The following is a 15,049-nucleotide window of genomic DNA, read 5'->3' as shown; positions in this document are numbered from 1 at the left end:
TTATTTTATGTTTGATGAACTGTTGCCACGCTTTGGCAAGCGTTTCACCATTTTGTCGAAATCGCTTTTAAGTTGTGCCATTTCTCTTTGGCGATAGATATTGAACTCTCGTTCGGCTTTTTCTATGGCTTCTTGATGCGACACACTGCCTTTACCCTCCAATAATTTGCGTTGTAGGGCAATGATTTGGTTGTCAAGAGCGGCTATCCAGTCTGTCATTCGCATGGGACGTTCTTCAAGGGCTTGAAACTCGGCAAAGTCTAAAAATTGCGACACAAGCAGGTTGAGCCGTTGCAGTTCGTTTTCAGTGAGATAGTTCTTGGCTACTTTTACATCGTCTTTGGTGATATAGTCCCCCTTGAAATTGGTCATGCCCACAAAGGGTTTATCACAGTCCACACGGTCATAGATAATCTCGGCAGCGGTATGCTCGTGTATGGCATAATGCAACTTGTTTTGCACTGTCGCAAAGAAAGTGCGTGTGAGATCGGTGCGTGGATCATAATCCACAGATGTGGCGTAGATATCCGTTACCTGCTGGTAAAAATTGCGTTCCGAAGCCCGAATGTCCCGAATGCGTTGCAGCAACTCTCTGAAATAGCGATTACCGCCTTGCTTCAATCGGTCATCATCCATCGCAAAGCCCTTTTGGATATACTCATGTAGTCGCTCTGTTGCCCAACGGCGGAAGCGTGTCGCTACTTGCGATTGTACTCGATACCCAATAGCTATAATCATATCAAGATTATAGTGGTCAATGTTGCGTTGCACATTGCGATTACCTTCCTGCCGAATTAACAAGTATTTCTTGTGAGTTGCCTCGTCTGCCAATTCCTTGTCGGCATAGATATTCTTGATATGCAGGGCTATATTCTGTTGCGTAGTATCGTAAATCTCGGCCAACTGGCCCTGCGTGAGCCACACATCCTCGTCAGCAAAGCGCACGTTCACCTTTACTAAACCGTTATCATCTTGGTAGATGATGAGGTGCCCTTCATTATTCCTTCCTGTCATTTTTATGAATAAATTATTTTGATTTAAGTATCCATATCACTAAATAAGCTAGGATATACATAGTCATTCTCCTTCTTTTTAGATTTACGATGGTGTATCACCTCTTGAGGAACTCCATTTATAGACATATTATTAACCTCAATAACTTCATATTCTGAGGTTACCACCTCTCCGTCTCCATTTATTTTCTGTTTTTCTATCAATAGACAATTTATTATACTTCCATTGGAAAATGATATTTTCCGGGAATATACATCATTTTGAAACTCTTGATCGGACATTCTAAATGAAATATCTTTTTTCTTATATATTCCTCTCCACTTTCTCTTGCTTCGCTTAAGGATTGGAGCAACTATCTCAATCATAGCCTCTGTGTGTTCTACGGGATCTACATCTGAAGAATCAATTTGGTAAGATGAAAAATGTTCCTTCGATACTGTCCCTTCCCAAATATTTCTTTCCCTCAGAGGATGGTCTTTCTGCTCAAAGCTAATTTTTTCAAGATTTTTATAATTAATAAGTTTTTGGTAGTAGTTAGAACGCTTTACACGAATTGCCGTATCAGCGTGTTGCGTTTGAAAGTTTCTGCTTCTCCCCTTTAATTCTGCTATTTCTGCTTCTAAAATGAGTTTTTCTTTTTCATTACGTAAAACCTCTAACTCTTTAACTTCAGGAGACTTCAAATACTCTTCAATCTGATGTTTGATAAGTTCTCCTATCGCTTCTGATGGAGCTGAACTCAAGATATTTCCTACAATTGTGACAATTAAAGGAATTGCGACTAAAGACAAACCATTTGTTTTCAACCAAGTTTTTATTCCACCTTCCACTAAAGGAAAAGTTTCAATACTGATTGTAACTCCGAATTGCTTTGCAATATATTCAATTAGTCCCAATAATTCCTGCTGACAGGTATAAAAGACTTTTGCATCCATTGAATGGTTGTCATTGGCAAGCCAATAATGAATCTCAAGAATATTTGCATCTAATTGCTTAATATCTTCCATAACTAATACTTAGCTTATGTATAATATTCTATTAATTAACAATATTTTATGACTTAAGACTGTTCCTTCTTTTAATTAGCGAAAGGTAAACATACATCTTAGCGAGTCGAAATGCCCATTCCCACCCTAAGTGCTACTCGGATGCTTTTTGCTATACAACGATATTCAGATATATATATAGAACGAACCGTTCTTTTTCCATTTTACAGTTACTCTTTTATAACGAAAATTATATCGGAGAGGCTCTCATAACCTTTTTTATTAAAAGCAAAATCTATCTTCTTTAATGATTCAGAGTTGAACGTATCTAGATAGCCGTTTATTTGTGGTTCAATCAATGAGAATGCTCGTTTCATTTTCCACGATTGATTCATATTGGTAGAGTCAATAAGGATTATAAATAAACGATTTTCTGCACCAAACAAGCGAGAACTTTGGTTCTCATATAGCCATTTCATAAGGTTTTCTGGTTTATTTTGCGCTTCTTTGACCACTTGCTTTCTTGTAGAAATAAGATTTGTAACAACCGCAGAATGTCCATGATTTTCTAGTTCCTCTTTAAGAAAATAGTATTGTTCCGAATCGGAGAGATTTCTGTCTGGCATAATATTGAACGACTTAGCTTGATGTTTAAGCCATGTAATCTCTTTATTCCCTAATTTCTCCTTTAATTTACTCTGCAAATAAGCTTCAGGAAAGTAAGTTACTTTCAAATCTATTGGATTATTGTCGATAAAAAAGTCAACACTCTTGATTTCTCCAACTGCGGATAGGACACGTTCATGTTTCTTGAAAATAGATTCTATAAGATATGATGTCCAATTATTATACCAACTCGTCTGCACAAATTTCCAAGCATTAGCAGCAATGGCATCTGCTTTACTTTTGAGTATATCAAAATCACTAATGGTTTTGATGTATCTTCTAACGAGATACTGATCAAGTGAGTTCTCTTGGTCACCTCCCCATTCGTAACTTGTAATTTTGCGCAGATCACTTTTCAATTTTTCTTCGTCAACGCCCATTGTGTGATACCACTCATTGTTTCTGTTAAATAGATAGGTATCAAGCATAGCCATGCTATTAGGGGTATTCTCCATAATAGAGTACAATTCGGCGAATTGTTCACCTATTTTGGTAGATTTGAGGACAATATTGTTATTCTTCACAAATTGCTTTATCTGTTTACTTCTGCATACGGCTCTTACTTTCAAGTAAAGCAATGCATTCTCATTATGATTAAACGCGTATAGATTTTGGGTACGAAACTCTTGGTCCCATCTTTCAAAATTTGTCATAATAATTCTATTTTATGAAATAAATAAATCCATATCTGTTAATAATGATGTTTTATACGACTTATTTTGCATTTTTTCGTATTGAATTTATTTAACACCCCATCGCCCATCGGCTTTAAGTAAATAATTGTTATTTAAAAGTTTAAAGACATCAACGTTTCCGATGATGATCATATTGCGTAAAACCCATTCCATTATAGCCATCATTATACCATTGGTATCATTAATTCCATTTTGAATGGTATTAGTTATTAAGTCTTTTATAATACTCGTGAATTGTTCATCATCACAGACATGAAGGCAAACAGGATCTGGGTTCTTCCGGAATGTAACAAGCACATCTCCTTTTATAGACTTTATTCGATTGAGTTGTCGAGGAGGATAAGTTTTTTGTTCAAGCCACTCATAATCAACAACGTTAAAGTTATTAAATACGCATGCATTACTTATAGCTTTCCATTCTAATCCCGAGAGAGAGTGGAAAGTTAGTGAGAAATACTTATTATCTTTTAAGATTCTTCTAATTTCCGAGATTGCCGAATTAATATCTTTCTCGAAAGAACTGATGTTTTTTTCTCGTTGATTACTATCTGATATTACAATTTCTTGTGAATAGTCAGGAGATAATTTTAGCCACGAATTCCAAATAATGCTTTGTTCAAAGTATGGTACACTGTCACCGTAAGGAGGATCTGTGAAAACATAGTCTACAGAATTATTAGCTAACCGTATTCTTTTTGCGTCATAATTGGTTATCCTAAAATCGGATGTCACTGGGTCTGTTCCCAAATTACCTAAAATCGCATCTAAATAATTTTCCTTACCCTTTATAGCTTTTTTTAAGCGATTCTCAAAATAATGCAAAACATTATTTTCAATATAAGTCTCACCTATATAAAAACCAGTCATCCAAGCACCTTGGGATAGCATACCTCTACTTTTTATAGGAGGTACGAGTTTAGAACAATTTGCTAAATTTGCAGTAAACGCAATTAATAACAAGTCTTTTTCTGCTCCCGAAGAATATTTTTCTATTAAAGACAATAATTTTGCATGACAAGCAAGGGTTCTTTTTGTGAAGAGATCCTCGACTTTCATATTTGGATATGCTGAGATTCGGGAGTTTTCGATTATGTTTACTACAGGATACCAATCATAAATTTTAGAATTATTTTCGTATGAACAAAATTTTTCTGCTAATTTGGTCGGAATGTCTATAGTCGAGGTTTTTCTATCGTTTTTATAAGTGAATCGAATCGGCAAACCATCTTTTGATCTTAAGACAGAAATAGGAAGATAGGTGATATCGTCAATTGATATTTCATACCACAGCTTTACATAAGGAGTTAAGTCTTGTTTGATTTTTTCCCAAGCTTTCTTTACGTTTGAGATGTTTATATCTTTAGAAAATAAATTCCTGGCAATAAAATTAGCAATTGGATTTAAATCATTTACTATCACATTACGATTTTTCAAATAAGCCTCACAGCAGAAAACACCATAGCCAGAAAAAGGGTCAATAATCGTATCTCCAGTCTGTGTGTATTTATCAATTAAAGGACTTAAACCTGCTGCAGGCTTTTTCCCCCAATATTTATGCATAAAATACTGAGAAGATTTTTTTTTGCTTTTTGTATTTGTCGTCATATACTGTATTTACTTCACCAAATATTTAACTGACACGCCGAGCAAGTCTGCCACTTTAAAAATAGTGGCGAGGTTGGGTTGCTTGCGGTTGCAAACGTATGCGTTGGTGATGCTAAAACTCATACCTAACTCTTTGGCGAGCCACGTTTGGGTAATACCTCGCTTCTTCAAATGTTCCTTAATGAGGTTGCTATGCTCTTTTTTCTGTCCCATCGGATGATAGTTTATCTTGATATTGTCTACAAAGTTATGAACTTATAATGAATAAAACGAAGAAAAATGGAACTTTATCTCCACTGAAAATAATTTTTCTTTCAAGAGGACGCTAAAAGTAATCTCTTAACTAATCAATGATGATTGAGAAACAATGTGTATGTGCCCGAAATAGCCTACTTTTAGAATGTATATTGAGCATTTTTGATAGTCGCTGATATCCTTGTATTTCCCTATACTTCCCGCTATATCCCTGCCTCTTGGTAGAGTATCAGAAGCTCTCTACTTTTGCATCGTCAGACCTGACTGAAAGCCCTATGCGCAAGGGCAAGTTATTCATTTCAAAACAATTGAATTATGACGATAAACGAATTACTGGACAAGCCTGTTTGGCAGATGACTGGTGAAGAATTACTTTTCCTTGCACAACATGGTAATATTTCCACAAGTGGGGAATTAACAAAGGCTTCTTCCTCCAAAGAAGAAAAGCGATATGTGTACGGGTTGGCTGGCATTGCACGCCTCTTTGGGTGTAGCCTGCCTACAGCTAACCGTATCAAGCAGAGTGGTAAAATCAATCGTGCCATTACACAAATCGGTCGTAAGATTATTGTTGATGCTGACCTTGCACTTGAATTGGCAGGGCGAAAGACAGGAGGACGATGATGAATACAACTGATTATGAATACATTTGGCGAAAGTCTCTCATTCATGTAACCGATGAGTTTACGCTTCCTCCTGTTGTACTACAAGCAGGTGAAGCCATTATTGGCACACTGGGGAACTTCAGTGTATCGACAGGTAAGGCAAAAGCCAAGAAGACTTTCAATGTGAGTGCCATCGTTGCAGCAGCTCTTGTCAATGGGCAGGTGCTGGAGTATAAGGCTTCATTCCCCGAATCGAAGAGGAATATCCTCTACTTTGACACAGAACAAAGCCCTTATCATTGCCAACTCGTGATGCAGCGCATTCTGCGATTGGCAGGACTACCGATTGATAGAGAACCCGAATATTTGAGATTTAGCCACCTTAGAGCCATTGCTGACCCTAATGAGCGCAGAGAAATCATTCGTTATGCCATCTACCATACGCCCAACGTGGGACTGGTAGTCATTGACGGCATTCGAGATTTGATGCTCGACATCAACAACTCCACAGAGGCTACCAAGTTGGTGGGCGACCTGATGCAATGGACGAGTGAACAGAATATTCACATTCAGACCGTGCTTCACCTCAACAAAGGCGATGACAACGCACGAGGGCATATCGGCACAGAACTCAACAACAAGGCAGAGACCGTCCTGCAAGTCACGAGGGACAGCACGCTGCCCGAGCGAAGCATCGTTGCCCCTGCCATCATTCGTTCCAAACCCTTCGACAAATTTGCTTTTCGGCTCAAGGAAATGGAAGATGAGGTGTGCATTCCCGAAGTCGATTCGACTTACACGGACAATGAACTCAAGCCCCATCGCCATTCATACCACGACCTAAGCGACACCGAACATCGTAAAGCATTGACACAAGCCTTTTCTTTGCGTGAAGTCTTGCCCTATGGTGAACTCATCGCAGTGCTCAAAAAGGCTTATACTGAGGTTGTAGGGCAATCTTATGGGCAAACCAAACTTAAAGAACTCTTGCAATTTCTGCTCAACAAAGGCATAGTGGTTAAGGAAGAACGAGGAAAATATCGGCTCAGCCAAGACCATCTACCCTAAAACCTTTGGTCGGTCGGACGCAGGCTATATATACCTGAACCACCCCGACCAAATAGAAATAAGTTTGGTCGGTCGCAAAGGGGTGCCTATAGTAGGCGACCGTCCGACCAAACAAAAATCAACCAGCCTCCAAAAGAAAAAGGCTGAGAGTTATTCTTTTCAAACATCAAAACAAAATCACAATGGAAATACAAAATATCAAGCAAATCTCTATCACAGATTATTTGCAGCAACAGGGTTATTCACCTGCACGAGTACAAGGTATTCACTTTTGGTACTGCTCTCCGCTGCGCAACGAAAGTACACCATCATTCAAAGTAAATACAGAGCGTAATCAATGGTATGACTTTGGAACTGGCGAACATGGAGACATCATTGACCTTGTACGTACTTTACAGCATTGTACCATGTACGAAGCCATTGAATTGCTAATCGGTTCAAAACAAATAGTGCATCAAGATTTTTCTTTTGGAGGTGAAAGAAAAACCTCTAAGCACAAATTAGAAATCATATCTGTGCAATCACTTACCAATCCTTATTTGTTACGTTACATCGCAGAGCGAGGAATATCTCTCAGCATTGCCAATAGATTCTGTTCTGAAATTCGATACAATAATACCAATCGGACATACTATGCCATTGGATTTTCAAACGATGCTGGCGGATGGGAAATTCGTAGTCCTTATTTCAAAGGCTGCATTGCTCCAAAAGCGATTACAACTATTAGTAAAGGCACAGACGTTTTACAAATCTTTGAAGGGTTTATGGATTTCCTTTCGTGGCAAACGCTAAATCTTTCTTCAACCTGCGACACCATAGTTCTTAATTCTCTGGCTCTTTTGCCACGCATTCAAGAGAAGTTAAAAGGCTACAAGCAAGTTGAGAGTTTTCTAGACAATGATGATGCTGGACGAAAATCGTTTGAAGTTTTGAAGCAGTTTTACCCACAAATCATAGACGGGTCTGTTCGCTATCGAACTCACAAAGATATCAATGAATGGCTCGTAGCTCAATCCCAACTCAAAGAAAAACAGCCACGATTACCGACTACGAAACGTGGCATCAGAAGATAGCGTGTATCAGGGAAGCAAGTTTGTGTTTTGAGTATCTCAAAACCTACTTGCTCCCACCATTGGGAGGTAAAAATCCCGTTGGTCTCATCAAAAAATAAGATTATGGAACAGAAGAATAAAGGTGGGCGACCCACTAAGACTTTATCAGAAAAACGAAAATACCAAGTACTTCTTCGGCTCAACACCATGGAGTACTACACCCTGCTGGGTAAAGCACGTGAAGCCTCTATTTCACGAACAGAGTTTTTACGGAAGCTCATTATAAATGCAGAAGTAAAGAGCCGAATCAAGCCAGAGGAAATGCAACTCATCCGTACAGTTTCTGGCATGGCTAATAATCTTAACCAAATTGCCCATCGGCTCAATTCCTTTGGCATTTCTACCCTCAATGAAGATTTGAACGCACTGAAAGTACTCATTTATGAACTCATCAAACGCTTGAAACCATGATAGCCAAGATTATTAAAGGAGCAGACTTCGGAGGTGTCATCAACTATATGCTCAGCAAACAGGAAGGAAAAGCTATGGTTTTGGCGAGTAATAACATAGGTTTTACCGACCAAAACCTATGCGTTCACGAGTTCGTTCTGCAAGCCTCCATGCGCCCGAACGTGCAGAAGCCTGTTTGCCACACGATACTCTCATTCTCAGCCAACGATGCCGATCAACTAACAGACGATGTGATGATAAAGATTGCCAATGAGTATTTAGAGAAAATGGGCTACGGAGACACGCAGAGCCTTATCGTAAGGCACAGCGACCGCCAGCATCCGCACTTGCACATTTGCATCAATCGCATTGGCAACAATGGTAAGACCATCAGCGACCGCAACGAAAAGTATCGTTCAACGAAGATTTGTAGAGAACTGACTGAGCGTTATGGTCTAACCATTGGCGAAGGAAAGCAAGAGGTAAACCGATCACGATTGAGAGGTGAAGATAAATTGCGGTATGAGATATTCGATACTATCAAGGCTGTATTACCTCAATCTCAGACTTGGAAAGATTTTGTTGCAGAATTAGAGCAACAAGGTATTACCACTCGTTTTAAAACAAAAGGTAATACCAATGTTGTGCAGGGAATCATCTTTGAAAAGGATGGTTGCAGCTTCAGTGGCTCAAAGATAGATCGTTCGTGCTCTTTCTCTCGCCTCAATGCTGAGATAGAACGAAATTCTCACAAACAAGAGCAAATTCATCTACAAAACGAACCTATGGTACATTCTGTAGATGAAAGCAATTTTATTACCGACCTATCCGAAGCAATTAGTGAAGTGTTTTCTATGTCAACACCAAGTAATGGCGTAGATGTTGATGAACTTCGATTTCAAAAGAAACTCCGTAATAAAGCTAATCGCAAACGTAGAATTTAATCACATCAAATTTATATCAGTATGAATAACGAAATAGCACCTATTCTCGATATTCTCGAAGAACTCAAATAAGAATGCAAAGCCATCAGTAAGGCACAGGTAGAACTGCGCACTACTATTGCTGAACAGCTATCTAATCCAAAGGGAGATAGCGTTAAAACACAAGAAACCGTGCAAATCCATCTCTCGAAAGAAACTCAAGCCAAAATCGAAGAACATCAACTTTTTGTTTTGGAGGCACTATCTGAGTCGAGTAAGAAGCTCAACCCAAAGTTTGAAGCTTTGCACCAGCTCATCAACAAGCAACAAAAGCCTGTAGAATATAAGAACTACTCGCTATTTGCAAGCGTGCAATTAGCCGAGCGTATGCTACTCTTATTGGTTTGTGGGCTGGTCATGGTGAGTTGTTGGTTCTTCGGTATGGGAGCCAACAAGCTGCAAACAGCCTCTGATTACGACCTACGTTACCGCTATCTGCGTATGCAGGGCAAAGCTACCGCTTCAGACTTTACACATCTTGACAGCATATTTATCACACATCGCAATCCCAAAGCTATTCAGCAGATGCAACAGAAGGTTGTTGATTACGAGCAAGCTCTGCAACGGCAAGCGGAGTTGGTATTAGAACAGGATAAAATCAAGCAAGAACAAAGAGAACTAAAGATGCATTTGAAGAAATAGTGAACACTCCAAGAAATTGTTTAGTGCAGTTTCTTGGAGTGACTGATGTGTACTACGATATCGCTGTTGTTCCGTAAAGTACATTTGCGGACAGACAGTCTATAATCAGGTGACAGATACTTAATAAGCAAATCTAATCATCTTTGGAGAGTAGATATTCATATTCAGCTCTGCAATTATCACATAAGCCAAATTCATCCAATTCTGCCCATTCCCCACAATGGTTACATGGCTCTTTTTTACAAAAAAGTATATGATTATACAAATCCATTTTTTGTATGATGATCGCATCATCAGCTTCTATGTCTTGTTCGTTAAAAACATTTGGTGGGTATTCCCATACATTTAATGTAAGTTCGATATCTTTTTCACAGTTTGGACATTCACAAAACTCTGTAGAAGAATAATGGCATTCATCTCCCATGCCTCTTTCATCATGTTCTTCCATTTCCCAATCAAAGTTGAGATCATCAGCATAGACCTCAAAAAGATGACCACATTCTTTGCATCTTAGAAGCATGCTATCTTTCAAGATAGTCTTATACCTCTTTTTTAATTCTGCTTCGAGGAGATAATACTTAATTGCTTCCAAATCATTAAACAAATTCAATACAGTCTCATCTTTACACTTTTCTCTTAAAAGATCGATAAACTGTACCAGAGTAAAAATCCATATCTGTGAGCCAACACAATCATTAAATTCTTTAAGAAGCTCATGTCTAGGCGATTCTAATTCGGATTTCTTATCAGCGTTAAACCAATCTTCTTTTTTATCGTTACATATTAAAATAATAGGTTTTTTTTGAACTGAAGAATATCTCAAGATTTCCTTCCAAATAATAAGATCTCCATATTTCTGAAATCCCTTTTTCTTTTTATATACCTCATTATCGTCCATATACCCTGGAGGGAGCATATTTCTATATCGAACTTCGCCTTCTTTTATAATTTCAATAATTTCTTGAAAAGAAAATGGTTTGCCGATTTTCTTTTTTTCAATACATTCCTTCAAAATGTCATTTGATTTAATATTTTCTATCTCTTCTTTTCTTTTTTCATACTGAGCCTTTATTTCTTTTTTTATGGTATCTAAAGCTAAATTTATTGTCTCTGCTTCTTTTTTGATTTTATCCAAAGATGTTTCTTCAATGTACGGGTGAAAATTATTATCATTATTAGTTTTAATAATCTTTTCCAATTCCCTTTTTATGTCATCTGCTAGTAGCTTTGGATTCTTATATTTTTCTTGGATAGGATTCATGATTACTTTATCTCTATTTTTCAAATACTCATACATTACATGTGCAGGAATCCAAATACGTTCTGATAGAGTATCAAGTATTTTACAAACTGTTTCCTTTGCCTCATTAGTCATGTTGTATAACTCACAAATTGCAGAAGTATCAAAAATTATGTCTGCATTCTTCCATAGATTCTCTTTTAACCCATCATCTAAGTGGAATATTTCCCAAAAATTCTCAGTCATCTTATATTATTTTTAAGTTCTTAGTACATCTACTTGCTAATACATAACGATTTTTCATCGTCAATCATTGTTTAATTTGATAAACCATATTTTAATTTATTATTTATCAATTATTCGGCTTAATGCCTCCTCAACTTCCTCCACCGTAGGCAAAGCAGATTTTAGATTGTCAGGGATTGCTTTTGATAGTTGGTAATCACTCACACCAATTGGCTGGTCGTAACCTGAGAGGGCATATTGTGCCACGACTTTATCACCTCCGTTGCAGAGGAGCAAGCCGATCGTCTTGTTGTCGTGTTCGCCACGGAGGGTATCATCCACTACATTGATGTAGAAGTTGAGTTGTCCCATATATTCAGGCTTGAAAGGTGTGGCCTTGAGTTCCACAACTACATAGGCATGCAGTTGGATATTGTAGAGAATAAGGTCGGCATAGAAATCAGAATCACCTACTTCAAAATGCTTCTGCCGTGCCACAAATGCAAAGCCACTGCCCATTTCCAAAAGATATTTGATGATATGCGAAACCAATTGCCGTTCAATGTCTCGTTCTGCCATTTTATCTGTCTGTCCCATCAAATCAAAGATGTAAGGGTCCTTCATCAGATAGTTGGCAAGGTCGCTTTGCGGTTTGGGTAATCGTGCTGAGAAATTACTCACTTTCTTTGTAGTAATCTGCCGAGCAAAAAGATTGGTTTCAATCTGCATTTGCAGAACATTACTACTCCAACCATTGGCAACCGCCTGCGTGATATACCAATAACGTTCACCCAAAGGCAGCTTGCTATTAAGCAATATAACATGGCTCGCCCAGTTAGTGCGAACTACGGCAGACTGCTTAAAAATTTCTTCTATCTGATTTATATCGTGTTGGTAAATGACAGACAGTGCTTCAGGAATCTCTCCTAATTGTGCAAGAGGTTCTTGCGTAATTATATTTCCTTGATTATCTGTAGCTTGAATTTGCGCAAGAGGTTCTTGCGTAAATTGATTGAGCTCGTTTGTAAGTTGTAATATATTATCAACGGAAGGATTATTAAGCTGTTTTTCAGCCTTACCCATTTCTAATAGAATCTCCATAGGATAGGCTTTGGCGAATTGACACATATAGATAAGATTACGAGTGGAATAGCCTTTCTTATTAGGATATTTAGAACGTATCGCCTTAGAAAGATTATCTATGACTTTGCTTCCCCAACCTTCTTTCTTTTGGAGATAGAGAATAAAATGTCCTACTTTCCAATAGTGGAAAAGCATATCTACATTTGCAGAGGCTATCATGCGTACTTGTGTATGCTCGAGATCAGAACCGATGGCTCGAACAACAAGAGATAAATCTTGTTTCTCTGCTTTATTTATTTCTTGGCTCATATTATTCATTTTAATATCCTCTAAGGATATACAATTTATTGCTAAGCTCTTCGTTTAATTTAATGAAATCAAGCAACATACTCTCTGAAATAATGTATTGATTATTATTTCTATCTTTAGTTGCAAGCCGTTGTTTTCCATCATTATCTGTAATTTGGAAACTATGTATCAACCGGTTTCTTTTGTCCACGAGTTTACAAAATAATTGTGTAATATCTTTTTCTATTTCCAATTGAGATACAAATATATCTTCAAGGACTGACTTCAATTGTCCAGATGTTTTATCAATAAGTTTATACCAATCATACTTATTTTCTTTATCCTTTTTTAGGATATTCTCAATAATAAATGCATTATTAGAATTGAATACGCACATTGCGCTACCCAATAATTCTCTATAATATTTAGAAGGAAGAGCCTGTCTTGTATAATCTTCATACATGGGATTATTTCTCTATTTTTATAATTGATTGAATTTACTCATGGCATTTGCCTTGATGTCGTCCGCAATATCTATGTAAGGTCTCATAGCCTTGTAATCGCTATGCCCAGTCCATTTCATAACTACTTGCGGAGGAATACCCAATGCAAGTGCATTACAGATAAACGTTCTACGACCAGCGTGTGTTCCAAGCAAGACATATTTAGGTGTAACTTCATCAATGCGCTCATTACCTCTATAATAAGTTTGACGTACAGGTTCGTCAATACCAGCCAATTCTGCCAACTCTTTAAGATAATCGTTCATTTTCTGGTTAGTAATAACAGGCAACACCTTGTCATCTTCAAATGCCACATCCTTGTATTTATCAAGAATTGCTTTACTATGGTTGTTCAACTCGATAATCAGGCTATCAGAAGTCTTAACCGTTGTAACCTCAATGTGGTCGCCCTTTATATCACTTCTACGAAGATTAAACACATCGGAGTAGCGCAAGCCCGTGAAGCATTGGAAGAGAAATACATCACGCACCCGATCAAGAGCTTGCTTGGCAGCAGGTATTTCGAACTCTCGGAGTTTGTTCAGTTCCTCCCATGTGAGGAAGATGATTTTCTTCTGTGTGCTTTTGAGTTTAGGTTTATAGCTATCGTAAGCATTTTTCTGGTGCACACCTTTCTTGAAAGCCCAGCGTAAAAACCACTTCAAGAAACTTAATTGCTTGCCTATAGTAGAATTGCGCATTTCCTTTACATCACGAAGATAGGTAACATAATCATTTAGACCTTTCTCATCAAAGAAATCAAATGTAAGTCCATCACGAAAGTTCATCAAATGATTTTTCACAGCAGCAAACTTCTCGTAAGTAGAATCAGTCCAATCATTCTGTTGTCCACAATCTCTCACAAAATCATCGAAAACCTTGTAGAAAGCATTAGGTGTTGATTTTCTCGGTTTGACTTCCTCTATAGGTTTGTGCAGTGCATTGAATGCCTCTTTAATTTGTTCAGGAGTTGGCATTATTTCTTCTACTTCAAACTTCTTGAAGATTTCCTGCACCTTTGTATAATAGCCTAAGAGTGAAGCATTGATTTCAGAAGCTGATTGTTTCAGTTTGTTTGTGCACCCATTTCTTACTCGCTGCTTATCGGTATCCCATTTCACAGCATCAATACGATAACCTGTTGTAAATTCAATTCGTTTGGAAGCAAAATTGACACGCATACGGATAGGTACATTCTCAACTATGAGAACTCCGTCCTTTTTCCTGCTTTCCAACGTGAAGATAATATTCCGCTTGATGTTCATACTTTTGGGTGTTTTAATTTATGCACCCAAATTTACACCCAAAAATTGATTCTACCAAAGATTTCCTATGAAATCTTATTTTATTAACATTCTACTTAAAATGCTATTATACAGCATATTGAACGTTTATGATACTATTTGAAGGTTCAAGAGAAAGAGCCTCTCTCTCCGCTAATAGGCTTCAAAAGGACTTCACAAAGGTTGTCAATTTAGCCTTCAAAAATTAGCTAATCGTTGTAAAATCAAGGTTTTACAACGATTTTTCTTTGTATATACCTCTATCGCCTGACGGCATAACCCTATGTTTTGACAGTCATTATTCGGTCAAATTCTGCTACATAAACTGCTACACAAAAATTGTAGCAATAAAAAATGTAGCAGTGACGGGATTCTGAATACCATATTGACGGCATCAATTCTTTCT

The 15,049-nt window shown here is 37.7% G+C and carries 15 protein-coding genes; 6 read left to right on the top strand and 9 right to left on the bottom strand.

Annotation, left to right across the window (positions count from 1 at the left end; translation table 11 throughout):
- From D464_RS0111445 to D464_RS0111425, 5 genes are all read right to left on the bottom strand, one after another.
- Positions 1-1,014, bottom strand: coding sequence for a virulence RhuM family protein (locus D464_RS0111445; RefSeq protein ID WP_018911497.1), 1,014 nt, complete (start codon positions 1,012-1,014; stop codon positions 1-3).
- Between the two features lie 23 nt (positions 1,015-1,037).
- Positions 1,038-2,021 carry a hypothetical protein gene (locus D464_RS0111440; protein ID WP_018911496.1) on the bottom strand — a complete coding sequence of 328 codons (984 nt, stop codon included), beginning with the start codon at positions 2,019-2,021 and terminating at the stop codon, positions 1,038-1,040.
- Positions 2,022-2,230: 209 nt separating this feature from the next.
- Complete coding sequence (locus tag D464_RS0111435; protein WP_018911495.1) at positions 2,231-3,319, bottom strand: hypothetical protein; 1,089 nt, start codon at positions 3,317-3,319, stop codon at positions 2,231-2,233.
- Positions 3,320-3,406: 87 nt separating this feature from the next.
- Entirely contained in the window at positions 3,407-4,966 is a 1,560-nt protein-coding gene (locus tag D464_RS0111430; protein WP_018911494.1) for a DNA methyltransferase, read from the bottom strand.
- A 9-nt stretch (positions 4,967-4,975) separates the two neighbouring features.
- Positions 4,976-5,179: a helix-turn-helix domain-containing protein gene (locus D464_RS0111425; RefSeq protein ID WP_018911493.1), complete on the bottom strand. Its 204-nt coding sequence runs from the start codon at positions 5,177-5,179 to the stop codon at positions 4,976-4,978.
- 357 nt (positions 5,180-5,536) lie between these two features.
- On the opposite strand from D464_RS0111425, the gene D464_RS0111420 reads away from it, so the two are divergent.
- The 6 genes from D464_RS0111420 (at position 5,537) to D464_RS12750 (ending at position 10,021) form a co-directional block, all read left to right on the top strand.
- Complete coding sequence (locus D464_RS0111420) at positions 5,537-5,845, top strand: DUF3853 family protein (RefSeq protein ID WP_018911492.1); 309 nt, start codon at positions 5,537-5,539, stop codon at positions 5,843-5,845.
- Positions 5,842-6,894 (top strand): AAA family ATPase, encoded by a 1,053-nt coding sequence (locus D464_RS0111415; protein WP_018911491.1) that lies wholly within the window; start codon positions 5,842-5,844, stop codon positions 6,892-6,894. Before D464_RS0111420 ends, D464_RS0111415 begins: the two co-directional genes overlap by 4 nt.
- A gap of 182 nt (positions 6,895-7,076) precedes the next feature.
- Positions 7,077-7,967, top strand: a complete 891-nt coding sequence (locus D464_RS0111410; protein ID WP_018911490.1) for a CHC2 zinc finger domain-containing protein — start codon at positions 7,077-7,079, stop codon at positions 7,965-7,967.
- A gap of 102 nt (positions 7,968-8,069) precedes the next feature.
- Positions 8,070-8,417 carry a plasmid mobilization protein gene (locus tag D464_RS0111405; RefSeq protein WP_024985909.1) on the top strand — a complete coding sequence of 116 codons (348 nt, stop codon included), beginning with the start codon at positions 8,070-8,072 and terminating at the stop codon, positions 8,415-8,417.
- Positions 8,414-9,340, top strand: coding sequence for a relaxase/mobilization nuclease domain-containing protein (locus D464_RS0111400; RefSeq protein ID WP_018911488.1), 927 nt, complete (start codon positions 8,414-8,416; stop codon positions 9,338-9,340). Before D464_RS0111405 ends, D464_RS0111400 begins: the two co-directional genes overlap by 4 nt.
- 84 nt (positions 9,341-9,424) lie before the next feature.
- A complete protein-coding gene (locus D464_RS12750) occupies positions 9,425-10,021 on the top strand; it encodes a hypothetical protein (protein WP_238309137.1) in 597 nt (198 codons plus the stop codon).
- 133 nt (positions 10,022-10,154) lie between these two features.
- Here D464_RS12750 and D464_RS0111390 read toward each other — a convergent pair whose 3' ends face one another.
- From D464_RS0111390 to D464_RS0111375, 4 genes are all read right to left on the bottom strand, one after another.
- Positions 10,155-11,507, bottom strand: coding sequence for a PIN-like domain-containing protein (locus D464_RS0111390; RefSeq protein WP_018911486.1), 1,353 nt, complete (start codon positions 11,505-11,507; stop codon positions 10,155-10,157).
- Positions 11,508-11,606: 99 nt separating this feature from the next.
- Entirely contained in the window at positions 11,607-12,878 is a 1,272-nt protein-coding gene (locus D464_RS0111385; RefSeq protein ID WP_024985912.1) for a PDDEXK nuclease domain-containing protein, read from the bottom strand.
- A 10-nt stretch (positions 12,879-12,888) separates the two neighbouring features.
- Positions 12,889-13,320: a hypothetical protein gene (locus D464_RS0111380; RefSeq protein WP_018911484.1), complete on the bottom strand. Its 432-nt coding sequence runs from the start codon at positions 13,318-13,320 to the stop codon at positions 12,889-12,891.
- Between the two features lie 18 nt (positions 13,321-13,338).
- Complete coding sequence (locus D464_RS0111375; protein ID WP_018911483.1) at positions 13,339-14,625, bottom strand: site-specific integrase; 1,287 nt, start codon at positions 14,623-14,625, stop codon at positions 13,339-13,341.
- Positions 14,626-15,049 lie beyond the last annotated feature (424 nt).

The organism is Prevotella veroralis DSM 19559 = JCM 6290, from assembly GCF_000377625.1.
In the GTDB taxonomy this organism is placed as follows: Bacteria; Bacteroidota; Bacteroidia; order Bacteroidales; family Bacteroidaceae; genus Prevotella; species Prevotella veroralis.
Note: the sequence above shows the minus strand (reverse complement) of the source record. Positions and strands in the feature narration are given on the sequence as shown.

What these genes read in the sequence shown, in the direction of transcription:
- D464_RS0111445 (WP_018911497.1), bottom strand. Translation starts at nt 1,014, where the DNA reads ATGACAGGAAGGAATAATGAAGGGCACCTCATCATCTACCAAGATGAT.
- D464_RS0111440 (WP_018911496.1), bottom strand. Translation starts at nt 2,021, where the DNA reads ATGGAAGATATTAAGCAATTAGATGCAAATATTCTTGAGATTCATTAT.
- D464_RS0111435 (WP_018911495.1), bottom strand. Translation starts at nt 3,319, where the DNA reads ATGACAAATTTTGAAAGATGGGACCAAGAGTTTCGTACCCAAAATCTA.
- D464_RS0111430 (WP_018911494.1), bottom strand. Translation starts at nt 4,966, where the DNA reads ATGACGACAAATACAAAAAGCAAAAAAAAATCTTCTCAGTATTTTATG.
- D464_RS0111425 (WP_018911493.1), bottom strand. Translation starts at nt 5,179, where the DNA reads ATGGGACAGAAAAAAGAGCATAGCAACCTCATTAAGGAACATTTGAAG.
- D464_RS0111420 (WP_018911492.1), top strand. Translation starts at nt 5,537, where the DNA reads ATGACGATAAACGAATTACTGGACAAGCCTGTTTGGCAGATGACTGGT.
- D464_RS0111415 (WP_018911491.1), top strand. Translation starts at nt 5,842, where the DNA reads ATGATGAATACAACTGATTATGAATACATTTGGCGAAAGTCTCTCATT.
- D464_RS0111410 (WP_018911490.1), top strand. Translation starts at nt 7,077, where the DNA reads ATGGAAATACAAAATATCAAGCAAATCTCTATCACAGATTATTTGCAG.
- D464_RS0111405 (WP_024985909.1), top strand. Translation starts at nt 8,070, where the DNA reads ATGGAACAGAAGAATAAAGGTGGGCGACCCACTAAGACTTTATCAGAA.
- D464_RS0111400 (WP_018911488.1), top strand. Translation starts at nt 8,414, where the DNA reads ATGATAGCCAAGATTATTAAAGGAGCAGACTTCGGAGGTGTCATCAAC.
- D464_RS0111390 (WP_018911486.1), bottom strand. Translation starts at nt 11,507, where the DNA reads ATGACTGAGAATTTTTGGGAAATATTCCACTTAGATGATGGGTTAAAA.
- D464_RS0111385 (WP_024985912.1), bottom strand. Translation starts at nt 12,878, where the DNA reads ATGAGCCAAGAAATAAATAAAGCAGAGAAACAAGATTTATCTCTTGTT.
- D464_RS0111380 (WP_018911484.1), bottom strand. Translation starts at nt 13,320, where the DNA reads ATGTATGAAGATTATACAAGACAGGCTCTTCCTTCTAAATATTATAGA.
- D464_RS0111375 (WP_018911483.1), bottom strand. Translation starts at nt 14,625, where the DNA reads ATGAACATCAAGCGGAATATTATCTTCACGTTGGAAAGCAGGAAAAAG.